Genomic DNA, 19,627 nt, shown 5'->3' with positions numbered 1-19,627 from the left:
GGCTATTCGGCCAGCGCGGCATCGAGTTGGGCTCGGAATCCCTCGAGGCTGTCGATGGTCATCTTCTCCCCGTTGAGGAAGAACGTCGGGGTGCTGTCGACGCCGAGCGCGATGCCTTCGTCGTAGTCCTGCAACACTCGCTCAAGGGTTGCGGGGTCTGCGACCGCTTGGTCGTAGGCCTCCAGATCGAGTCCGATCTGTTCCGCGTAGGTGCGGAACAGGGGTGCTTGCGAGGTCTGGTTCTCTCCCCACGCACTTTGGGTCTCGAACATCATTTTGTACATCTCTTCGAACTTGTCCTGTTGTGACGCTGCTTCCACGGCGACGGCGGCGGTCCGGGAGTTCTGGTGCGACGGGATCGGGAAGTAGCGGGTGACGAAGGTGATTTGCCCCGCGTAGTCTTCCCGGAACTGTTCGACATTGGGGTAGAACGCTCCGCAGGCTTCGCATTCGAAGTCCAGGAACTCGACGAGGGTGACTTTCCCGTCAGGGGCTTCGTCGAGAACATGGCTGTTCTCACGCACGACGGAGGCGCCTTCTGCGGCCGAGCTGGTGCGGTCGATGCTCTGCGTGACGCTGACGGCAATGATCGCGATCGCGGCAACGATCACGACGAACACCGCGACGAGGATGACGATGACCAACTTGCTCTTGGGTTTTCGAGCGGCAGACATTCGTTCGGCGGTCGCGCGAGCGGCCGCCGTTCGTGCTGATGGGCTGGACGTGGAGGGGTTCTTTTTGTTCGACATGGGGGAGGTCCGTTCGGTCAGTTTCGAGCAGAGATCCAGGCGTAGGGATCGACCGGTGTGTTCTCGACGTGGATTTCAAGGTGGGTGTGGGCGCCGGTGGAGACGCCGGTGTTGCCGACGTTGCCGAGCTGCTGGCCTGGCACGACTACTTGGCCTTCGGTGACGACGGGCGATCCGGTCAGCATGTGGCCGTACCAGCTGCTGACGTTCACCCCGTCGATGACATGGTCGATGACGACGTAGACGCCGAGCCCGCCCTGGTCGGTCTCTTGGACCAACCGGACGACGCCGGCGGCAACAGCGTTCACGGGGGTTCCCTGCCCGGGGGTGAAGTCGACACCTTTATGGTTGGTGCTTCCGATGCCGCCCGGAGATTCTCGAGGGCCGAATCCGTCGCTGATGGGAACGCCGACCGGGAAGGGCCACTGGATGGCGCTGGTGGGGTTGTTGGTGAAGGTATTGGCGGTCCTGTACCCGGCGGCCGCGGCCTTTTTCTCCGCGATGACTTCCGCTGCAGTGACCGAGTACCCGTCGCGACTGATCGGCTGGCCCGGGGTGGCGGCCGCCGTGAGGAGTTCTTGGGGTTCGAGTTCCGCCACCGGCGGGGTCGATGCGAACGACAGCGAGGGGTTCGTGGCAGAGAGTGAGGTTCCGGCGACGAGGAGGGCGGAGAAGGACAGTGCGATGACCGCGCGAAGTCGCGGCGCGCGCCGGGCGGACCGGCCGGTGGCTGGCCCGGTGGCCCGGGCTGACGCGGTCAGCGGCCGAGAGACTCGAAGTCGCGGTGTACTCGAGTGTGACCCAGTGACGTCGGCGGGCATCACAGTGGCCTGCCAGGACGGAACAAGCGGAGCGTCGGTCGGTGGGCTCAGCAGGATCGGCGCTGGTTCTGACTGGTCACCGTCGACGACGGACTCCTTATGCGGGGAGGCGATGTCAGACTGCGGTTGTAGTCGGCTGGAATCAGCTGTGCTTTCGTGTTGTGCGCGCTCGAGTTGACGGATCTCCCGACGGGTGAGCACCGGGAGTGCTGCGGGGTCGAGTGCGTGGCGTCCACGCCTCGTGGGGACAGGTACTGCTTGCTGGTGCGCCCGCTCTTGCTCTCGGAGGGCTCGGCGGGTGGGCAGACCAGCGCCCTGATCGGGTCTCTGGGTCACAGATTTCGCTTTCGTGCTGCGCCTGTGGCCATGATTCGAGGTTGCCTGCGGTCTCTGCGCCCTATTGGGGTCACAGGTGGCGGGACCTCATCACGAAGCCACTGGCTGCGGATCTAGTCGGTCACGTTGGGGACGCACGGGTGCGTCTGACGTCGGTCTAGGTGCGAAGTACTGTGAGGGCAAATAGCGAGGGGGCAGCACGGAGGATGGATCGAGTGGCCGCTTGGGGAGCCACCTCACGCGGCGCTGTGGCTGTTGTCCCGGAGGGCGGCCGTGTACCAGTCGCCCGCCTCATGAGAGCAATGACGCCGAGCGCGCAGAGCATTCCCGCGGCAGCACAGCCGAGGAGACCGCCCGCCAATGCGATGTCGTCGGACGAGGCGGAGGTGGTGATGGAGTCGACATGGTCAGTGCTGTCCAGCAGCACGTCAGCGATTGCGGCTGTCGGCTGCCCCGAATGACTGATCGTCGTGTCGAGAGCATGCAACGAGAGCAGTCCGGCGATCACCGCGAGCAGTGCAAGGAACACCACAAGCAGCTTGGTCGTGGCCGTCGCGGGGGGTCGAGGAGCGGAGCGCGAGTTCAGTCGCATTCCGTCTCCTGTCTAGTCCTGGTGGGTGAGGTGTCAGTCCGCGGCGCCATCCGGGAACGCGTGAGGGCCTACTGCCGACGGGACAATGATACAGACCCTGCTTTATACAGGGAAAGCTGAACCATAACCGCTAGGTTACTCACACCTACCGCCGCGCCAGCGGTCGCCCTAAACCGACAGGAGATAAGACTTCAAGGTGGAACTCTCGTTCGCTTTCACACCGGATCTGATCATTGCGTTCCTGACCTTGTTCGTCCTCGAGATCGTTCTCGGCGTCGATAACGTCATCTTCATCTCGATCCTCGCGGGAAAGCTCCCCCCTGAGCAGCAGGGAAAGGCCCGGATACTCGGTCTCACCCTGGCAATGTTTGCCCGGATCGCCTTGCTATTTGGGGCGTCCTGGATCATCACCCTGACCACGGATCTGTTCAGCGTTTTCGGCAAGGGGTTCTCCGGTCGAGACCTCATCTTGATCTTCGGTGGACTCTTCCTGGTCTACAAAGCTGTCCGCGAGATTCACGACAAACTCGAGGGCAAAAGCGAGAGTGCTGCAGCAACGGGTAAGGCGGTGTCGTTCCGGGCTGTGATCGTCCAGATCCTGCTGTTGGATATTGTGTTCTCATTCGACTCCGTGATCACGGCCGTGGGCATGGTCGACAATCTGGTGATCATCATCGGAGCCGTAGTGCTCTCCTTCGGTGTGATGCTGATCAGCTCGAAGTACATCTTCGCCTTCGTGAATCGACATCCGACGGTCAAGATGCTCGCCCTTGCGTTCCTGGTACTGATCGGAGCCTTCCTCATCGCTGACGGATTCGAGGTCAAAATCGATAAGGCCCTCATCTATGGTCCGATCGCCTTCGCCATCATCGTCGAGGCCCTGAACCTCGCGTACAAGCGACGCCAGGACAAGCACAACGGTGCAAGCCGCGAACCGGTGAAGCTCTACGAAGAGTGACCAACGAACCCAGTAGCCGTCAGGGAGCCCCGATGAGACCAGGCGACGGAAAGGAAGTGGACGGCTCGGCGATCAGGGCCGGAACCCGGGCTGATCTCGAGCCTCAGAAAGCCAGAGAGCTCGCTACTCGGATGGCCCGGCCAGGGGGCCCTGTCGCGGTGTACGACACCGTCACCGAAGGGATGACCGGGTGGCGATTCCTGCGCACATGGCGGTGGGTCGGATATATCGCTTCGGCCCTCCTTTTCGCGGTCGTCTGCGCACTTCTCTCGAACTGGCAGTTTGATCGCGGCCGGCAGGCAACGGCCGATAACGCGATTGTCGCCGCGAACTTCTTCGCCGACCCGATCCTGATCGAAGAAGCCCTAACCACCCTTGACACCTACGACCCCGACCAGAACTGGCAACGCGTCACCGTCACGGGTGTCTTCCGCGCCGAGGACGAACTCGTTGTGCGAAACCGGCCCAACAGCGGCAACAACGGGTTCGAAGTTCTCACGCCTCTGCAGCTGAGCGATGGCTCAATCTTCGTGGTCGACCGTGGCTGGGTGGCCCCCGCCCCCGATGACCCACTAGCCCCCGACTTCATACCCCAGCCCCCGCCCGGAACGGTGAAGATCGTCGCTCAACTGCGGCCGAGCGAAACGCTACGAGGATCTGGAACTCCGGCGGGAGACCAGATCGGGTCGATCACTCTTTCCACCGTCCAACAGAAAATCGACGGGCGCCTCTATACCGGGGCGTACGGGGTGCTCGACAGCGAGTCGCCCGCCGCGCAAACGGGGCTCACCCCGATCCAGACGACGCCGCCTATTAAAGACGTCGGAACTCACTATTCCTACGCGGGGCAATGGTTGCTGTTTGCCCTGATCGGCTTCGTGGCGCTCGGACTCGCCATCCGCAAGGAGTACCGTCGGCTGAACATCGACGACCCGGAAGAGCGGGTCCGAGCGTCGAAGCGGATGCGCAAGCGCGCGAGTAAGCCGTTCACGGACGAAGAGCTTGAGGATGAATCGATCGACGGGTACATTCCACTCTCTCGTTGGGGCCTCTCTGCCGATTCAGCATCACAACCCGGCTCGTTGCCGCGAGCTATCTCACCGGGAGCGAGAGACGATGCCGACAGAACGGGCATCAGCACCGGAGAAATCTCCGAGTCGCCAACCATCTACGTCATTCACATGCCGCTCGATCCCGTGGACGACGAGCCCTGATGGACCTTCGTCGGCGAAGAACGGCATCGAGTCCGTGAAGAAAGACGCTGCGGATGCTGAGGTTGTTGATCTGTCGTAGGGCTGCCGCGCGCGGGGCGCTTGCCCTCGATGGTGTGGGTTAGTTGGTGGGGTCGTTTCCGATGGCGCCGGTGGGGCCGCGGCGGTTGTCGAGGTCGCGCGCTTCGAGCCAGAGCTGGTGCCGCCGTAGAGCGCTTTGCACCGCCGAGCGGATGACCCAGTAGGAGGCGAATAGGACGATCGCGATGGGGATGGCGTAGGCGAGGATGGCGATGAGGATCCCTGAGAGGTTGAAGCCGCTGGAGATCACGGGGGCTTCTTTCTGCTTGAGCTGGTTGACGCGTAGGTGTCAACCGGCGGTGAGGGTGCCGTCGGTGAATCCGACGTCGATGTGCAGGTGGGTACAGGTGTCATCGAACTGAGTGAAGTGCGTCGTGGCGATCGTGGTTCCGGCTTCGGCCCGGCATTCGATTTGGCCGACGCGTGCGCCGTCGGGCATGACGGGGTCGAGGGCGCTGATGAGGCGGAGCGAGTTCCCGTCGGCGCCGGTGAGTCCCTGCCCGTTGAGTCGGTAGAAGTCGACGGCGAGCCCGCCGCCCTCGAAGTAGTGCGATGAGGCGGTGCCGGCGCCTTCGATTTGGCCGGTGCACTTCCGGTTGATGTCGGAGACACCAACCTGGTCAAAAACCTGGAGTGAGAGTACGAGCACTTGAAGGATGCGGACGTCGACGCCGCAGTCAGGCACCGCCTGCCCCTGCGCGATCCATCGGATTTCTTTGATGTGGTCGGGGGTGGAGCCGATGAGTCGTCCTTGGTCGGCGGCGTCGACGAGCTGCTGCGCGAGCTGCACCGCATCCCCGCTGATTGCGCACGCCCCGGCACCGCCGGTCGAGATCAGCCCCTGCACGATGGCCGTGGCGGGGGCGTAGAACGGCGTGTAGTAGTTCGGGTCGAGGTTGATCTGAACCGCGTGCGCGGCCAGCGTGGGTTCCATCGTCTGCCACCCGGGCACCCCCATGAGGCGGGTGAAGAACGCGGTCGCCGCCTTGAACGGGTCCATCCGATCGGCGAGCGGCCCGTAGCCGCGTTCCTGCTGCTGGAACAGCCCGACGGAGTCAGCGATGGTCCCGTCGGGGTTGATGGCGTTGTCGCCGTGGTCGAGGTTCCGGAGGGTCGATTCGCCGATCGCGGTCATCACCCCGATCGTTTGTGCCTCGGTGGGGAGTTGGAGCTCCGCGGCCGCGTTCATGATCTGTGCGGCGTTCTCGAGCTGTTCTCCGGAGAAGCCCGCAATGGACTGGCTGCCGGCGGCGCCCGCATTCACGACGCCGCCGCCGCATCCGGCGCGGGCGTCGGGTGCCATGCCGAACAGCACCGCGGTGGCCGTGAAGGCAACAACGGTGGCGGCGGCGATCGTGGGGAGTTTCCAGCCCATCTGGTTATCCCTGGATGCCGGCGGCGGCTTTGAATGCTTCGTCGGTGTCGGTGATCTGCGTCTCCCACGGGGACCGGATGTGCTGCACCAGCGTCTCGGGCCGGGAGGCGTATTTGAAGATGTGGTGCCCGTCGGCCAGGCGCTCGATCTGCTGCGCGGTATCGGTCCCGAACGCGAAGGTACGGGCCGCCCAGAGGGCGTCTTCGCGGAGGGTTTGCCGGTGCACGTGCACGGTTTGGGCTTCCTGGATCATGGCCATGCCGGGCGATCCGGGTGGGATGTCGGTGCCTTTGTGGAACACGAACACGTTCGACAGCCCGAGCCCGCGGGAGAGTTTCTGGTTCGAGCGGGCGAGCTGGGCGGAGGGTCCGGCGGCGATGTGCCAGCCCTCTTCGTAGATGCAGTTCGTCGCCCACCCGCGATCTTCGCGGAGACGTCCGAGGAGCCACATGTGCCCGATCGCCATGACCGCCGGCACCGCCGGCCCCTGGTCGGGGAGCTGCGAGATGTCGAACACGGTCAGCTTGCCCCGAAGGTCAACGTTCTTCGACGTCTCGCCGTCGAGGAGCCCGCCGTAGTCCTGCAGCAGCGTGTTGAGCGTGAACCGTACCGACAGGCCGGCCTGGTGGAGGGCGTCGATCGCTTGAGGTGAGAGGCCGGCGTAGTCGTCCATGTCGGCGACCCGGGAAAGGTTTGGCAGCACATCCGCCAGGGTCGGCGTGCGGCCCTCCTGGTGCTCGGCGACTGTGCGGCGTAGCGCGGCCCGGAGGGCTTCTTCCTCCCATTCGTTGAGTGCTTGATCTTCGCGGGCGAGCCGGGCGACGACGTTCAGGAGCTGCATCTGCCCAACCATGCCGGTGCCGCGGCTGATCATCGGGTCGAGAAGGTTGAGGCGTGTGCCGGAACCGTCGACGGCGAATTTGATCGGCTCGTGCCCGTAAGCGCGCGCCAGCTCACCGTATTCGCCCTCTCCCCCGCGATCCTTCTTGTCGAACGTGCACGCCCGCCGCTTGTTCAGCAGCAGCGGCCGGATCACGTAGACGGTCTTCGTCAGCGATGACTTCCCGGAGCCGACGTCGCCGATCACGACGACGTTGGGGCTCGACACGAGCCGGGGGGATGCGTTGTAGGCGGTGACTGGGTCGTGGGCGATCATCGTGCGCGAGAGCACGTCCCGGCCGATCACCACCCCGTTGGTGCCTGTCGGTGCCCCGATGATCGCCGTGTTGAGGATTTCAGCCTGCCGGGTCGACGTCGGCGCACCTGGCAGTGCGGGTGCGTAGAAGCCGCGGCGGGCCGCGCTGAGCTTGGTGCGGAGCCGCGTCCCGGGCATCGTCCACGGCACGATCTCGCGCGCCTCGCCGGTAACTTCGTCGACCTGCGACGCGGTCTCGACGGGCGGTGCGAACGCGCGCAGCACCGGCATCGTGTGCCACGCCTTCGCGGCGTCCTTGCGTTCGGTCTTCCGGCGCTTGTCGGTGTCTGCGGTGTGTGCGCTCACAGCGCCTCCCTCTCGCTCTTGCCCGCGAGGGCGTTGATGAACTTCGACCCGAACGACGAGCGGCCGGGGGTGAGGCCGCGGCCGATCGGCCAGGTCGTGCCGGATGAGGCCGCCTGGTAGGAGTCCTGCCACTCCAGCCGCTCAATCCCGAGCCCGGTCGCGCACGTTTCCTCGAGCGCGCGGGAGGCGCGCATGAGTGCGTCCCGGTCTCGTTCGGAGATCGTCACGTAGCCGACCCAGGCGCCGCCGTGGTGAGGCGACCCGTGGGCGAGATCGAGCGCCCGCCGGCGAGCTGCGGACAGGTTGGCTCCGGTCTCGTCGTTCTCGACTCGGCCCTTCTGGGCGTCGTCAAGACGGTCGGCGCGGTCGCGGGTGACGTCTTTCGCGGTCGCGGCTTTCGCCTCGCCCTTCGGTACGAGGTGGAGGTGGAACGACAGGGTGCGGATGAAGCGGATGTCGGAGCCGGTGAGGAGGTCAAGCGCCCAGAGTTGGCCGCGGGCGCCCATCGCCATGTTCTCCGATCGGATCGCGGCCGTGCGGTGCCACCACTGCACCTGGCCACCCATGATCGGGTCGACGTCCTCGACGATCTGCGCTGAGAACTCATCGTGCGACGCGACACCGAGACGGGCCGGGTCGACGCCTTTCACGAGGTCGATTGGTCGTGATGGGTTCTGCTGGTGCAGCATCACCGCGGCCAGGCGGCGTGCGGTGAGCACGTCGACGTGCCCGACGCGGGCCTCGGTGAGGCCGCGGAGCGTCGAGGCGATCTCTTGCCGCATCAACCCGCGCCACCCGTCACGGCCCTGGCCGTACTTCGCGGCCGCGTCATGGAACGCGGCCGTGATCGGCCAGGAGACGGTGAAGAAGTGCCGCTGCACCATCGCGTCTTCGCTATTGAGGCGCAGCACGTTCTCGTAAGAACGCACAGCCTCGGCCGGTGCGTCCGGGTCAAGGGAGCTGAGCACCCAGAACTCCTGCATCGCCGAATCTGCCGGCAGTACGCGGGTGGTCATCTGCACGTCGCTGACCAGGTTCATTGGCGTTGCCCGAGACGCCAGGAACAGACCGAACGCCTCAGCCGCGCGGCGGAGCTTCGCGGACGACTCTGACCCGGATACCTGCCCGGTCGCGGTAAACGTGACCGACAGGTACGGCTGCTCACCGAGCGGAGCGTGCCAGGCGATCCCGGGCTCGTTGTGGCCGCACTGCAACCAGCCCATCCCGTCGGCGCCGTCCGGGTGGCTTCGCATGATCGTGAGCTGCCGGGCGGCCTCCCACTTCTCGGTGCGGCCGTGGGCCTGCGCTGCGGCTTGTTCGCGCTGGTCCCATTCGGCGACATCGAACGGCTCGAACGCATCTGTTCCGGTCTTCACCCGTGCTCGCCACCGTGCCCGGCGGGTGCGCCGGTCGAGGATCGACCCGCGGTGCGTGCGCTGGGTCAGGAAGAACACCACCAGGCCCACGCCGAGGCCGAGCGCAAGGCCCCAGATGCCGAGAATAGGCGTGAGGACAAGCATGGCGAGGAACGCGCCGAGGAGGCCCACGATGCGGGTCTTGGAGACGGTGCCGCCGAAGAACGAGCGGTGCCCGCTCTCGCCGCCGATGTGGCGGGCGGCATCACTGTGGAGTTGTTCCGTGGTCACTGGCCGGCTCCTTCGTCATCCATCGTGTCCAGCGACTGCTGCGCGGCCGCGTCGGTGTACTCGATCGCCTTCTCCCCGACCTTCGCTCCTGCCGCCATCGCACCGGCGGCCACCAGCGTCGGAACACCGATCACGGCGCCGACGCCCGTGGCGGACTCCCCGGCCCCGGCCGCCGCAGTTCCCGCAGCGATGCCTTCACCTGCGCCGGCCATGCCCGCTGCAGCACCGGATGCGCCGGCCCCTGCACCGGCACCAGCAGCGGCGCCGCTACCTGCGCCTGCGGTTCCGATGCTGGCTCGCTGGGCGGCTGCCGCGCCGAGCCCTCCACCACCTGCGCTCGAGGCCGGCAGCTCGTCCGCGACCCCGGATGCGCCCTGGAACTCACTCGTGGGACGCGCCTGCTGAGTGGATTCGGGGTGCTGCTTCTCCGCGACGGAGGTGAGCTTGTCCGAGCCCCACGAGCCAGGGTCCTTCCCGGCACCGTTGTTGCCGCCTGTGCCCAGCGGGATCACGGGCGCGAAGCTCTTCAACAACAGCGGTGAGAATGCGGCGATGAACAGCGCAATCACCGCCACGATGAGCCCGACAAGCGATTGCAGGGAGGCGTTGTTGCCGAAGGTGTTCACGCTCGAACCCATCATCTGGAACGCGACCCCCAGCAGCAGGAACAGCAGCGGGTGGGCGGCGAGGATGCCGACCCAGAGGCCGATGACGCGCAGCCCGAATCGGCGGTGGTTCTCGTCGATGATCCACACGATCCCGAGCGGCACGATGACGCCCATGAAGTACAGCGCGACGAGCTGCACGATCAGGATGCACAGCACCAGCAGCAAGCCGATGAGCATCAGGATCATCAAGATCGCGGCGACGGGCACCCCGCCGGCCATGCCGACCGGGTCAGCTTCGTCGAGCATCGTCTGGAACCCGTTGATGGTGTCGTCGATGCTGCCGGTGATGCCCCAGCTCATGAACACCCTCGAGAGCGAGTGGAAGAAGTTCACCAGCAGCAGGCCGATCAGCGGCCCGAACATCGCCCCGCCGAGGAACAGCGGCGTGTAAAGGCCGAGCGATTCGGCCAGTGCCCGGCCCGACTGCTGGCCGCGTGCTGTGCGCACGAGCTGCATGAGCAGAATGACGACCATGACGAGGATCGCCGTCGCGAACGAAATCGCGTAGGCGCTCAGGAACCAGTCGACAGACAGGTCGGGCAGGGTCGCCGACGTCAACGCTGGCAGCAGGTCATTGGCGAGGCTCTTGGATGCGTCCCGCATCGCCTCGAACGTCTTGCCCCACGGGTCTTGGAAGAACCCGAGAACCTGACCACCGCCGTTGATGACGTCTCCGATACCGCCTGCAGCGCAGTCGATCCAGTTCTGGCACTCGTTGTCCATCAGCAGCCTCCGGTGAAGGTGGTTCCGATCGCGTAGAGGTCCTGCGTCGTGCGCGAGATCGAGCCGCTCTCGAGCTTCCAGTTATCGTCTTCCCAGACGAGCGCCAGCGTTGATGACGATCGCAGTTGGGCACTCAGCTCGCCGTCGACGACGTACCCCGCGCCAACTGATACCTCGACGCGGTCAGGCTCGGCCGACTCGACGTGCCAGACCCCAGGGACAGTCGACAGGTAGAACGGCGTGCCGTTCGGCACGACGCCCGACGAATTGTTCTGTCCCTGGGGCAGAGCGCCGGTCAAGTCGCGGAACTGAGGTGTGGCGGTAGAGGCGAAAAGGATCGGCTCGACCTGTGCTGCTTCATCGGCTGACACAGCCGGGTCACGGAAGGTAAAACGCACCATTGCTGCGGCCACTTCGACTGCCCCATTAGTCGTGTGAGGCGCTGCCGCCTGTGCCGCGAGCAGCATCGCTGCGTCGCGCTCCGGCCCGCCGAGGCATCCTGTCGGTTCCTGGTCTGTCACGACCGTGGTGCTCGGCGTGGGGGTCGGCACGGGTGCGGCGTCGACCTGGTTGGTCGGTGCCGGCCGGAGGGCGATCACGAGCACGACGACCGCGGCTGCGATCACGGCGGCGCCGGCGAGGAACCAGGGCCAGATGCGGCGCGGTGGTCGCGCTTCGGCTCGCATGGATCAGCTCCCGAAGACGGCCAGGATCGCCCCCACGATAACTGCGAGGGCGGCGAGGATGCCGAGGGAGATTCCCGACACGAGTGCGCGGGTGCGGCTGGTCTTGTACTCCATCGGGTTGTTGCCGGCGGAGGCGGTCGCCATCGACGCAACGTTGACGATCAGGAACACGACCGCGGCAACGATCGCCAAGCCCCAGAGGCCAGCGAGGAGCTTCTGCCAGAGGGCGGTGAACTCGGCGCCGAAGATTGCGAAGTCCGGGATGATGCCGTCGATCGGGTTGTCGATCGCCAGCACGCGGGTGGTGAGGCTCATGATTGTCTCCTTCTGGCCTACTTGGTGTTCTTCTGGATGGTGTGAACGACGGCGGCCGCGGCCGCGGTGAATGCGGCCCGGGTAGCCGGCGATACCTTGCTGAGGGCGATTTGGCCGCGTTCTGCGATGTGGGCGTCGTAGGGGATGGTGAACACTCCCCCGACGCCGGCGCGGTCGATGATGTTGTCGAGCCGCGCCACGAGTTGCGGGTTCTCCGGACGTCCGTCGACCAGGCGCACGATGATTGCCGTGTTCGCGAGCTGGGCACCCTTCGGGCTCTCCGAGCGGAGCCGGTCGAGCATTGCGACGGCCTCGAGCACCACGTCGGCCGAGTTCAGCACCGGCACGACGAGCGCATCCGTTGTCTCGATCGCGCCGGCGAATGCGGAGCTAGTCGGCTGGTTCCCGGAGTCCATGACCCGGATGGCGTAGAACTCATCAATGACCCGAGCCGCCAACACAACATCGTCGTGGGTCAACGGGGCACGGTTCCCGACGGAACCGATGATCGAGGCGTAGCTGGTCTGCGGGGCGGTATAGCCGGCAAGCTGGCCAGCACTGCGGATACCCTCCGCATCCCGCACCAGCTCCGCCACCCCACGCGACGGGTTGCCCTCGGCACGGAAGGAGAGCGTTCCTCGGTCGTCGGAAACCTCGAGGACTGCGACCGATCCGCCGCGGATCGTGGCGAGCAACCCGCCGAGCACGATCGACGTGGGGGTCTTGCCGCTCGAGCCCTTCGGGTTCGCGACGAGGACCCCGACGGCCTCCGTGCCGACGAACTGCCGAATCACCGTCTCCCACTGCCCAAGCTGCGCGGCCGCCTGCAGCTGCTGCTTCTCCGCCTCGCCCGGCTCCATCTTCAACCCGAGTCGACTCATCAGCCCGCGCCACCCCTGGGTGGCCGTGGGCGCCTTCTCAATTGTGCTGATGACTGCCAGGTCGTCCAGTGGTTCGGGCGCGAGCTCCGCCTGGAACTCTGCATCCGTGATCGGTGCCGCGTGAGCCCCGACAGCGCGTCCGGGCTCCTCGTTGACCTCGACTGCTATAACGACCTCGGCCGGCAGTGAGGCCGGGGCGACCTCGGTTGCCACTCCCCCGCCGACGGCCCGGAGGCCAGCAGGCGGGGCCGAGTCCTCGACGTAGCCGGCGGCCTGGTAGGCCCCCGAGAAGTGGGATGTACGCGACTCACCGACAGGTTCTGAACTCATCTTTGGGACTCCCAGTCTCATTTCGTGTGCATGAAAGTTATAGACAACCGGAAAGGCTGACTACACACACCGCGAATCTCACGACTCACAGCGCGCTGCCCGACCATCAGCTAGACGCTTCCTGACTCCCGCCTGCACGACACCAACCCGCGGGATTGAGCCAATGCGACTCAGATCGCTCATGCTCTTCTACCCCCGTAATGGTCACGTGATCAGTAGGCTACCCCCAACCTCCGACGGCAAGCCACATTGGCTTACCTTGTAATTGAAATCCAAGGTAGGAGATCTGATCCCATGAATGACCCGCTGCCTGACCTTTCAGGCCACACGGCGGTCCGTCAGGCACCGAGGCACAATGGAGCCATGCCGAGCCGTCGCGACCCGACAGACATGCCCGAGCGAGCCGAAGTGGCGTATCGCTCGATTTCCGGCAGCTCGCGCATGATGACGCTGCGCTTCCTCCTCGACCACCCCAAGTCGACAGTGGCCGCGATCGCGGACGCGACAGGGGTGAGCCCCGCATCCGCGCGCGTCTCGCTCACCGACCTAGAAGAGGCCGGCTACGTCACCGCCGACGTCGAAGGCCAACGCAACGGGCGCACCGTCCGATACTCCGCTGATCGCGGAAAGTTCGTCGACGACCTCAGCCTGTTGTGGTCCTGGATGGTTCGCTGACTCCGTCAGCTCGAGCTGATTGACACCTACGTGTCAACCCCACTCCCCCGCTACGCGGTCACCCCAATGCCAAGACCGGCCGCCACATCGTAGCTCGCTCCCACCGCTCCGTTCCGGACTTCTCGGACGCGCCCTGACGGGCTTATTTCGCCCGACAAGTCCGGCACCACGCGCCTCCCGCTCACTCTCGATGCTCTTGCCGGTTTAGGCATTTCGAAACGTCTAGGAGGAACAGATCATGGTCACCGTTTACGGACGAAGCGGCTGCGTGCAATGCGACGCCACAATCCGAACCCTTGAGATCAAAGACGTCACCCACCAGTACCTCGACGTCGATGAGCTGCCTGAATCCGGCAGCTTCCTGCGCTCCCTCGGCCACCAACAGCTCCCCGTGGTGATCGCTGGCCCAATTCACTGGTCTGGCTTTCGCCCTGACCTGATTGTCCCGCTTGCACGTCTATGTATTGGAATGCAATAGATTATTGCATTCCAATAGTTACCGTAAAGTATGTGAATACAATACTTTAAAGTATTGGTTATATGTGAACTATTGCGATAACGTAAATGCAATACTTCTAGGAGGAGTAATGCCGCACATCACGACGATCGCGAACAACAAGGGCGGGGTGGGCAAATCGCACCTCACTGTGCAGCTCGCTGCGGCTCTAGCGCGCCGCGGTTTGCGAATCCTCGTTGTTGATCTCGACCCGCAAGCCAACACAACGCGACGGCTGGGGATCGACATCGATCCGCAGAACGCGATTGTGACAATGTCGGAAGTCATCAAGTCGGGCGAAGACGGCGCGGGGGAGTCAGCCGTTCTCGCGTGCGGCTGGGTCGACGGCGACGGGAACCCCACCCGAGAGTCAGAACTGATTGACGTTCTTCCCTCACGCTATGACCTCATCAATCGCGAATCCGAGGCTGCCGTACTGGGTGCCGTCCGTCGACTCCGTCGAGCACTCACAGGCTGGATCGATGATTACGACGTCATCCTGATCGATACCCGTCCGGACCTCGGGCACCTGGTGCAGATGGCATTTGCCGCAGCCGACACCATCCTCATCCCGACCGACCCGGCGTACGACTCCATCGAGGCGGCTATACGCGTCCGCGACTTCGTCGAGCGCCACGCCGTCGACCTGGTCAATCCAGACCTCAGGGTCGCCGGCGTTGTCGTCACTCGTCGCAAACCGACTGCAGAGCATGACTTCCAAATCCAGGGCATCGAAGAACAGTTCGGTGATCTGGTCTGGAATCTCAAGGGCCCAGTTCATTGGCCAGATGGGGGAGTCACAGTCAATCCTCCGTACATCCCCGAGTGGTCGAGGTTTACCGAAGCCGACGCGGCTGCAGCATCGCTGAACTCATACAACGATCGAAACTCGCGAAAGACAGTGGCCCTCTACGACGCACTCGCATCGCGATTCATCGACCAACTGATTCCGACGGGAGCAAACGCATGACTCAGCCTCAGCGACGACGCCCAGGCAGCGCGAGCCCCATCAAGCTTGTGCCAATAGTCGAGCCGGTGCAGACACCAGCGGCAGCGCCCACGGAGACTCCGTCGGAATCGGCCACGGCCACGAATGGCGCTCCTTCCTCACCGCCCAGGCAGAAGGCATCGACTCCACGGCGGAAGCCCGTCGGATCGCCTGCCCCGCCCGCGCCAGTGGCCACTGATGCCGCACAAGACGCTAAGGCGCCTGTGACCGTAACGCTACGGCGGTCAATTAAGAAGACTGCTGAGACGGCGGTGTTGCGAACGGCTGGGCTTCCCGATGGGTACCAATCATTCTCGGCACTGGTCGAGGGTGCCGTTCAGCGCGAACTACAACGGCTGGCGGACGAGTACAACGGGGGAGAGGCCTTCACCCCCAACGGGGGAGCCTTCCGGCAGGGGCGGCCCTTCGGCTCGTGAACTCGAAGCGTTTCCTGTGTCAGTCGGTCGCTTCTTCGACCAGGGGTGGGTAACCGCCGTCTGCATGGGGAAGGGTTTCCATCCACAGCATCGCGTCGAGTGCTTGCTCGAGCGAGCCGATAGCGGCATCGAGTGCTTGGCGCGAGTCGGTCCAGTCAGTGTTGTACCGGTCTTGTGTCATGACGACACGGCCCTGCTCGCGAAGTTCGACGAGTTGCTGCAGCGACTCGCGCACGTTGAGGCGGATGTCGTTGGCACCGGCGGGTTGAGGGTTCATGTCAGTGCGAGAGCTGGCTGATTCGTTGGGCGGAGAGGCCGAGCGCTCGGGCGACGTCGGCCTGTGTGAGTCCGCTTTTCTTGAGGGTTTGCACGGCCTCGCGCCGAAGGCGCGCGGCCGCTGCTGCCGCTTCGCGGGAGTGCTCTTCGTTCTCGTTGGCTTCGGCCCACATCGTGGCCGCGGCTTCGGGGAGCTCGACGGTCACCTCAACCATAATCTCGTCGTCGTCGACGTCGAGCCAGACGGCGGCGAGGTCGCGGGCGGCCTGGTCGACGTCCTTCAACGCGACGGCGCCGCCGATTGCGACGATGGTGGAGCCGTTGGGGCCGGTGGAGGTGAGTTCGGGAATCTCGATCGTCCACCACTTGCCAGCGTCACGGTAGGCGCGTGCCTGGAGCGTACGGGGCATCTGGCTTGTCTTCACATCAATTCCATTCACGAGGCGCATCCGGGAAAATCTGCTGAATCTGTCGAACCACTCCGACCGAAACCTCGCCCTTGTGAGCGACGAGTGAGAAGATCATGCCGGATTCGGACGGCCCCCAGATTTCGTGGCTGCCCTTTTGGCGTTTGAACTCCCAGCCCTTCGATCGCAGGAACCTGGTAACGTCCCGGTACTTCTGCGGCTTCGTCATAAGACTAGTCTAGTCCCCCTAGATAGTAAACATCAAGGGGGACTAGATGTTTTCACCTAGTTGATACAGGATCGCGTGGCCGATCAGGCCAACGATGAGAGGGCCGATGATGAGCATCAGCCCGAGCGCGAATGCGGCGAGGGATACGCGGGTAATTCCGCGGCGGCCGCGGCCGCGGATCGGCAGCACACGGGGGAGTACGAACAGCACGGCGCCACAGGCGAAGACGACAAAGCCTGCCGCCTGTAGCGCCTGCATGGTTCACCCCTCATCGTCCTCAGCTTCGAACTCAGCGTTGCACACACCGCAGACGATAGGGCCGACCTCGAACGTGGAGCGGCTGACGCGGAGCTTCCGCCCGCACTCGCACACAGCCACCACACCGTTGTTCGTCTTCTTGGTCACGGCTCCGATGTCGGTGAGGCGGTAGGCCACCATCGCGGCGTCGAGAGCGTCAATGACGTGCCGGTAGCTGTCGGCGGTGGTGTCGGGGACGTCGGTGATCGACCAGCCGATCGAGGGGTCTTTGGTGAGGGTGAGCCCGAACTCTTCTCCGATGGCCTTGAAGCGGGTGTTGTGGAATCGGCCCTGGCGGCTGGTGTCTTTGATCCCGCGGGCCTCGGCGGCCGCGTGGGCGGCTTCGTGGATGAGGGTGCCGAGCACCGCGCGGCCGCCGCGCTGGAGTCCTTCACCGCCCACCAGCAGCTCGTGCACGAGGGCGTCGCCGCGAGCCCAGCGCGAGGCGGCGAAGTGACCGAAGGCCATGCCGCCGCGGCCATTGCCGGAGGCGAGGGTCACGACGACCTCGGGAACGTCCTCGTGGCGTTCCTGGATCGCGGCCCAGGCTCCTTCGATCGCGGCCACGAGCGGCACGGTAATGGTTGTGGTGGTCATCGTCCTGCCTCCTGGTCGTCGGCGCTGAGATAGTGGGCGTCGCCTTCTTCGTCGCCTTCGGCGTGGCGCTCGATCCAGAGGGTTGCCCGGTCGGGGGCTCCAGCGGCGCGGAGAAGATCGGCTAGAGCGTCGATCTCGCCGCAGTTGAGGGTCGCGGCGACGTCGCCCGCGGTGTCCCAGGTGAAGGCGTCGACGAATCGATCGAGGATGGCCGTGTCGATGGGGGTGCTCTCTGTGACGGTGTAGCCGGTGAGGATGCCGTCGCGCATCAGGGCGAGTTCGTCGAGGGTGGAATACATGATGTCGTTCTGGTCGAAGGGGATGAGTCCGGTGCCCCAGTTCTTCCCGTGCTGGTGGTCGAGCCATTTCGAGGCAAGTTCGACGTCGGTGTCGGCGGTGATCGCGGTGCCGTCGGGGATGGTGAGTGTGAGCATGGCTGTCGTCCTCTCTCAGAGCGGTCGGGTCAGAGTGCGTCGATGCAGTCGGGGCGGAATCCGCACCAGCCATCCCAGGTGCCGGTGACGATCACGACGGGCAGCTGCAGGTAGCCGAGTTCGCGCAGCAGCTCGTCAGCTCCGGGCGTCTGGTCGACGTCGACAGGCTTGTAGGTGATGCCTTTGCGGTCGAGCGCGCGATACGTGGCGGTGCACTGCACGCAGCCCGGGCGGCTATAGACGGTGACTTTCGTCGTGATGGTGGTTGTCATGGTGCTCTCCAAACTTTTTCTCGGGTCGAACCCTCACGTGCATGGCAGTGAGCGGGAGGCGCGCAGTGCCGGAGTTCTCGGGCGAAATAAGCCCCGAAGGGGCGCGTCCGAGAAGTCCGGAACGGAGCGCCGGGAGCGAACTACCGTGTGAGCGAGGGTTTGGCCGGAGATGTCGAGCGCAGCGGGAAAGAGACAGCGGCCGGCAGGCCGGCCCTATTTGCCTGGCCGGCCAGGTTTCGGGATCGTCACCGCGGAGCGCCAAACCCACGCCTGATGGGTGGGCGGTTTCTGTTCCACCATTCTTAGCGGCGTTCATGAACGGAGACATCAAGTGATTTGCTGTCCGGCTCAGCCAAAGGGGTGCTAATGATCTGACCCCCGTTGTGGTGAGGTGAGAGGTCCCCATCGTGTGGACACTTGGTCGCCGATACGATTCTCCCAAGTAGTTCTGAGGGGAATCATTGTGAGGCAGAAGACCGCGTGGACGACCACATCATCCGGCTTCGATAACAAGAAGCGGATCTGGACGAAACAGGCAGCGATGGCGGTCGCCGTAGTGGCGACGATCGTGCTGGCCGGCTGCTCGAGCCCGACCCCTGAACCGGCAAGCACACCGACCCCTGAGGCTGCCAGTGTCCTGATATTGGACGTCAACAACACCTGCGCGGAACTAAAGGCACTCTCCGTGAACGAGCAGGCCAAGGCCATCAAGGCGATTGCCGAGACCAGAGATGCTTTCTCCAACGGCCCCGGACCGGTGATCCAGTACTGCACAACCAATCCCGACGCGACGCTCGATTCAGCAATTTTCGGTAGCCACTTCGACGTCGACGCGGCTACCGCAGCACCCGCACCATCGGAGTTGCTTCGCGTACCGATCTCGAACAGCGATGGCTTCCAAGCCGTGGTCGTCGTCACCGGATGGGCCGAGGTATCCGCGCCCGACACCTCGGCGTGCCCTGCTCTTGAGTATCAGAGCACGTACCTCACGCACGCGGTGGAAATCAGCGGGATCATCGAATACCCCAGCGTCAACGGGCTCACCTGGGCAGGCCCGATCGAACTCATCGGCGGCGCCGTAGGGGCAGCGACTATGTCCCAGCCGAACGAGCCAGTGATCGCGGCAACCTGCGCCACACCGGTCTCCTCCCCGAACTCCGCGTCCGTTGCACCCGGAATACAGGACAGCGCGTGGATCATGCCCCCGGACGACAAATTCGCGATCACCATCGTCTACGGCAGCAAGCAGACCCCCAACAACCCCGCTGGCCAGTTCGCTGAAGCCGGGCCACAAACCCAGTTCCTGGGCTTCCCCAACGTCATCGCGGACTGCGCAGCCATGAACACAAACGGTTTCACCGCCGTCGACGTCGGCCACTGCCAAGTAACCCGAAATACGCTCCTGTCCTAGTCACCCGCCGCCCACATTCATAGCCGCTCCTTGATCATGCTTTCGTTTGCCTTTGCAGAGACTGTTCGAAGACGATGAACGGATGGACTCGGCGGCGGCACTTGACAGGTGCCGCCGGAATCCGGCGAATTCGGCTTTGTGAGCTCGCTCCGTGTCGTCGATCGCTGCGTTCACCGTCACCACGTCCGGCCCTCGCCTGCCCTCCTTTGGCGAGGCCGGGTTCTTGGTCGCAAAT

At 64.6% G+C, this 19,627-nt stretch carries 26 protein-coding genes; 8 read left to right on the top strand and 18 right to left on the bottom strand.

What is annotated here, in order from left to right:
• Window positions 1–2 precede the first annotated feature (2 nt).
• From AC3WLB_RS22525 to AC3WLB_RS22515, 3 genes are all read right to left on the bottom strand, one after another.
• Window positions 3–749 carry a DsbA family protein gene (locus AC3WLB_RS22525; protein ID WP_492509909.1) on the bottom strand — a complete coding sequence of 249 codons (747 nt, stop codon included), beginning with the start codon at window positions 747–749 and terminating at the stop codon, window positions 3–5.
• Between the two features lie 17 nt (window positions 750–766).
• Window positions 767–1,348: a M23 family metallopeptidase gene (locus AC3WLB_RS22520; protein ID WP_492509907.1), complete on the bottom strand. Its 582-nt coding sequence runs from the start codon at window positions 1,346–1,348 to the stop codon at window positions 767–769.
• Between the two features lie 715 nt (window positions 1,349–2,063).
• Window positions 2,064–2,498, bottom strand: coding sequence for a DUF6153 family protein (locus AC3WLB_RS22515; RefSeq protein WP_492509905.1), 435 nt, complete (start codon window positions 2,496–2,498; stop codon window positions 2,064–2,066).
• A 196-nt stretch (window positions 2,499–2,694) separates the two neighbouring features.
• Between AC3WLB_RS22515 and AC3WLB_RS22510 the strand changes: the two genes are divergently transcribed.
• The 3 genes from AC3WLB_RS22510 to AC3WLB_RS22500 all read left to right on the top strand — a co-directional run bounded on the left by AC3WLB_RS22510 (window position 2,695) and on the right by AC3WLB_RS22500 (window position 4,749).
• Window positions 2,695–3,456 (top strand): TerC family protein, encoded by a 762-nt coding sequence (locus AC3WLB_RS22510; protein ID WP_492509903.1) that lies wholly within the window; start codon window positions 2,695–2,697, stop codon window positions 3,454–3,456.
• Between the two features lie 158 nt (window positions 3,457–3,614).
• On the top strand, window positions 3,615–4,670 hold the full coding sequence (locus AC3WLB_RS22505; protein ID WP_492509901.1) for an SURF1 family cytochrome oxidase biogenesis protein: 1,056 nt from the start codon (window positions 3,615–3,617) through the stop codon (window positions 4,668–4,670).
• Window positions 4,648–4,749: a DUF1508 domain-containing protein gene (locus AC3WLB_RS22500; RefSeq protein WP_492510011.1), complete on the top strand. Its 102-nt coding sequence runs from the start codon at window positions 4,648–4,650 to the stop codon at window positions 4,747–4,749. The genes AC3WLB_RS22505 and AC3WLB_RS22500 overlap by 23 nt, the downstream gene beginning before the upstream one ends.
• A gap of 39 nt (window positions 4,750–4,788) precedes the next feature.
• On the opposite strand, the gene AC3WLB_RS22495 is transcribed toward AC3WLB_RS22500, so the two are convergent.
• The 8 genes from AC3WLB_RS22495 to AC3WLB_RS22460 all read right to left on the bottom strand — a co-directional run bounded on the left by AC3WLB_RS22495 (window position 4,789) and on the right by AC3WLB_RS22460 (window position 12,873).
• Window positions 4,789–4,998: a hypothetical protein gene (locus tag AC3WLB_RS22495; RefSeq protein ID WP_492509899.1), complete on the bottom strand. Its 210-nt coding sequence runs from the start codon at window positions 4,996–4,998 to the stop codon at window positions 4,789–4,791.
• A gap of 39 nt (window positions 4,999–5,037) precedes the next feature.
• A complete protein-coding gene (locus AC3WLB_RS22490) occupies window positions 5,038–6,123 on the bottom strand; it encodes a hypothetical protein (protein WP_492509897.1) in 1,086 nt (361 codons plus the stop codon).
• 4 nt (window positions 6,124–6,127) lie between these two features.
• Window positions 6,128–7,624 (bottom strand): putative type IV secretion/conjugal transfer ATPase, encoded by a 1,497-nt coding sequence (locus tag AC3WLB_RS22485; RefSeq protein ID WP_492509895.1) that lies wholly within the window; start codon window positions 7,622–7,624, stop codon window positions 6,128–6,130.
• Window positions 7,621–9,270, bottom strand: coding sequence for an SCO6880 family protein (locus AC3WLB_RS22480; RefSeq protein ID WP_492509893.1), 1,650 nt, complete (start codon window positions 9,268–9,270; stop codon window positions 7,621–7,623). The genes AC3WLB_RS22485 and AC3WLB_RS22480 overlap by 4 nt, the downstream gene beginning before the upstream one ends.
• Entirely contained in the window at window positions 9,267–10,661 is a 1,395-nt protein-coding gene (locus tag AC3WLB_RS22475) for a hypothetical protein (RefSeq protein WP_492509891.1), read from the bottom strand. Before AC3WLB_RS22475 ends, AC3WLB_RS22480 begins: the two co-directional genes overlap by 4 nt.
• A complete protein-coding gene (locus AC3WLB_RS22470) occupies window positions 10,661–11,287 on the bottom strand; it encodes a hypothetical protein (protein WP_492509889.1) in 627 nt (208 codons plus the stop codon). The genes AC3WLB_RS22475 and AC3WLB_RS22470 overlap by 1 nt, the downstream gene beginning before the upstream one ends.
• A gap of 63 nt (window positions 11,288–11,350) precedes the next feature.
• Window positions 11,351–11,662: a hypothetical protein gene (locus AC3WLB_RS22465; protein ID WP_245741745.1), complete on the bottom strand. Its 312-nt coding sequence runs from the start codon at window positions 11,660–11,662 to the stop codon at window positions 11,351–11,353.
• Between the two features lie 17 nt (window positions 11,663–11,679).
• Window positions 11,680–12,873 carry a MinD/ParA family ATP-binding protein gene (locus AC3WLB_RS22460; RefSeq protein ID WP_492509886.1) on the bottom strand — a complete coding sequence of 398 codons (1,194 nt, stop codon included), beginning with the start codon at window positions 12,871–12,873 and terminating at the stop codon, window positions 11,680–11,682.
• 363 nt (window positions 12,874–13,236) lie between these two features.
• Between AC3WLB_RS22460 and AC3WLB_RS22455 the strand changes: the two genes are divergently transcribed.
• The 4 genes from AC3WLB_RS22455 (at window position 13,237) to AC3WLB_RS22440 (ending at window position 15,469) form a co-directional block, all read left to right on the top strand.
• Window positions 13,237–13,548 (top strand): winged helix-turn-helix domain-containing protein, encoded by a 312-nt coding sequence (locus AC3WLB_RS22455; RefSeq protein ID WP_368499899.1) that lies wholly within the window; start codon window positions 13,237–13,239, stop codon window positions 13,546–13,548.
• A 238-nt stretch (window positions 13,549–13,786) separates the two neighbouring features.
• A complete protein-coding gene (locus AC3WLB_RS22450; RefSeq protein ID WP_492509884.1) occupies window positions 13,787–14,026 on the top strand; it encodes a glutaredoxin domain-containing protein in 240 nt (79 codons plus the stop codon).
• Window positions 14,027–14,135: 109 nt separating this feature from the next.
• The gene (locus AC3WLB_RS22445; RefSeq protein WP_492509882.1) at window positions 14,136–15,014 is read left to right on the top strand and encodes a ParA family protein; all 879 of its coding nucleotides are present in this window, start codon (window positions 14,136–14,138) and stop codon (window positions 15,012–15,014) included.
• Window positions 15,011–15,469: a ParB family protein gene (locus AC3WLB_RS22440; protein ID WP_492509880.1), complete on the top strand. Its 459-nt coding sequence runs from the start codon at window positions 15,011–15,013 to the stop codon at window positions 15,467–15,469. The genes AC3WLB_RS22445 and AC3WLB_RS22440 overlap by 4 nt, the downstream gene beginning before the upstream one ends.
• Before the next feature lie 19 nt (window positions 15,470–15,488).
• Here AC3WLB_RS22440 and AC3WLB_RS22435 read toward each other — a convergent pair whose 3' ends face one another.
• From AC3WLB_RS22435 to AC3WLB_RS22405, 7 genes are read right to left on the bottom strand one after another with little or no spacing between them, the layout of a single operon-like run.
• Window positions 15,489–15,746: a hypothetical protein gene (locus tag AC3WLB_RS22435; RefSeq protein WP_492509878.1), complete on the bottom strand. Its 258-nt coding sequence runs from the start codon at window positions 15,744–15,746 to the stop codon at window positions 15,489–15,491.
• A gap of 1 nt (window position 15,747) precedes the next feature.
• On the bottom strand, window positions 15,748–16,155 hold the full coding sequence (locus AC3WLB_RS22430; protein ID WP_492509876.1) for a hypothetical protein: 408 nt from the start codon (window positions 16,153–16,155) through the stop codon (window positions 15,748–15,750).
• Window positions 16,156–16,171: 16 nt separating this feature from the next.
• Window positions 16,172–16,381 carry a type II toxin-antitoxin system HicA family toxin gene (locus tag AC3WLB_RS22425; protein WP_492509874.1) on the bottom strand — a complete coding sequence of 70 codons (210 nt, stop codon included), beginning with the start codon at window positions 16,379–16,381 and terminating at the stop codon, window positions 16,172–16,174.
• Window positions 16,382–16,423: 42 nt separating this feature from the next.
• Window positions 16,424–16,639 carry a hypothetical protein gene (locus AC3WLB_RS22420; protein WP_492509872.1) on the bottom strand — a complete coding sequence of 72 codons (216 nt, stop codon included), beginning with the start codon at window positions 16,637–16,639 and terminating at the stop codon, window positions 16,424–16,426.
• 3 nt (window positions 16,640–16,642) lie between these two features.
• Window positions 16,643–17,275: a hypothetical protein gene (locus AC3WLB_RS22415; protein WP_492509870.1), complete on the bottom strand. Its 633-nt coding sequence runs from the start codon at window positions 17,273–17,275 to the stop codon at window positions 16,643–16,645.
• Window positions 17,272–17,709: a hypothetical protein gene (locus AC3WLB_RS22410; protein WP_492509868.1), complete on the bottom strand. Its 438-nt coding sequence runs from the start codon at window positions 17,707–17,709 to the stop codon at window positions 17,272–17,274. Before AC3WLB_RS22410 ends, AC3WLB_RS22415 begins: the two co-directional genes overlap by 4 nt.
• 29 nt (window positions 17,710–17,738) lie before the next feature.
• Window positions 17,739–17,981 (bottom strand): glutaredoxin domain-containing protein, encoded by a 243-nt coding sequence (locus tag AC3WLB_RS22405; RefSeq protein WP_492509866.1) that lies wholly within the window; start codon window positions 17,979–17,981, stop codon window positions 17,739–17,741.
• A 463-nt stretch (window positions 17,982–18,444) separates the two neighbouring features.
• Between AC3WLB_RS22405 and AC3WLB_RS22400 the strand changes: the two genes are divergently transcribed.
• A complete protein-coding gene (locus tag AC3WLB_RS22400; RefSeq protein WP_492509864.1) occupies window positions 18,445–19,392 on the top strand; it encodes a hypothetical protein in 948 nt (315 codons plus the stop codon).
• Window positions 19,393–19,627: the final 235 nt, after the last annotated feature.

Source organism: Herbiconiux sp. FW305-C-125 (assembly GCF_058783455.1).
The sequence above is the reverse complement of the archived record's forward strand: the minus strand, read 5'-3'. Positions and strand labels throughout refer to the sequence as shown.

What these genes read in the sequence shown, in the direction of transcription:
- AC3WLB_RS22525 (WP_492509909.1), bottom strand. Translation starts at nt 749, where the DNA reads ATGTCGAACAAAAAGAACCCCTCCACGTCCAGCCCATCAGCACGAACG.
- AC3WLB_RS22515 (WP_492509905.1), bottom strand. Translation starts at nt 2,498, where the DNA reads ATGCGACTGAACTCGCGCTCCGCTCCTCGACCCCCCGCGACGGCCACG.
- AC3WLB_RS22490 (WP_492509897.1), bottom strand. Translation starts at nt 6,123, where the DNA reads ATGGGCTGGAAACTCCCCACGATCGCCGCCGCCACCGTTGTTGCCTTC.
- AC3WLB_RS22475 (WP_492509891.1), bottom strand. Translation starts at nt 10,661, where the DNA reads ATGGACAACGAGTGCCAGAACTGGATCGACTGCGCTGCAGGCGGTATC.
- AC3WLB_RS22465 (WP_245741745.1), bottom strand. Translation starts at nt 11,662, where the DNA reads ATGAGCCTCACCACCCGCGTGCTGGCGATCGACAACCCGATCGACGGC.
- AC3WLB_RS22460 (WP_492509886.1), bottom strand. Translation starts at nt 12,873, where the DNA reads ATGAGTTCAGAACCTGTCGGTGAGTCGCGTACATCCCACTTCTCGGGG.
- AC3WLB_RS22455 (WP_368499899.1), top strand. Translation starts at nt 13,237, where the DNA reads ATGCCGAGCCGTCGCGACCCGACAGACATGCCCGAGCGAGCCGAAGTG.
- AC3WLB_RS22450 (WP_492509884.1), top strand. Translation starts at nt 13,787, where the DNA reads ATGGTCACCGTTTACGGACGAAGCGGCTGCGTGCAATGCGACGCCACA.
- AC3WLB_RS22445 (WP_492509882.1), top strand. Translation starts at nt 14,136, where the DNA reads ATGCCGCACATCACGACGATCGCGAACAACAAGGGCGGGGTGGGCAAA.
- AC3WLB_RS22440 (WP_492509880.1), top strand. Translation starts at nt 15,011, where the DNA reads ATGACTCAGCCTCAGCGACGACGCCCAGGCAGCGCGAGCCCCATCAAG.
- AC3WLB_RS22435 (WP_492509878.1), bottom strand. Translation starts at nt 15,746, where the DNA reads ATGAACCCTCAACCCGCCGGTGCCAACGACATCCGCCTCAACGTGCGC.
- AC3WLB_RS22430 (WP_492509876.1), bottom strand. Translation starts at nt 16,155, where the DNA reads ATGCCCCGTACGCTCCAGGCACGCGCCTACCGTGACGCTGGCAAGTGG.
- AC3WLB_RS22425 (WP_492509874.1), bottom strand. Translation starts at nt 16,381, where the DNA reads ATGACGAAGCCGCAGAAGTACCGGGACGTTACCAGGTTCCTGCGATCG.
- AC3WLB_RS22420 (WP_492509872.1), bottom strand. Translation starts at nt 16,639, where the DNA reads ATGCAGGCGCTACAGGCGGCAGGCTTTGTCGTCTTCGCCTGTGGCGCC.
- AC3WLB_RS22415 (WP_492509870.1), bottom strand. Translation starts at nt 17,275, where the DNA reads ATGACCACCACAACCATTACCGTGCCGCTCGTGGCCGCGATCGAAGGA.
- AC3WLB_RS22410 (WP_492509868.1), bottom strand. Translation starts at nt 17,709, where the DNA reads ATGCTCACACTCACCATCCCCGACGGCACCGCGATCACCGCCGACACC.
- AC3WLB_RS22405 (WP_492509866.1), bottom strand. Translation starts at nt 17,981, where the DNA reads ATGACAACCACCATCACGACGAAAGTCACCGTCTATAGCCGCCCGGGC.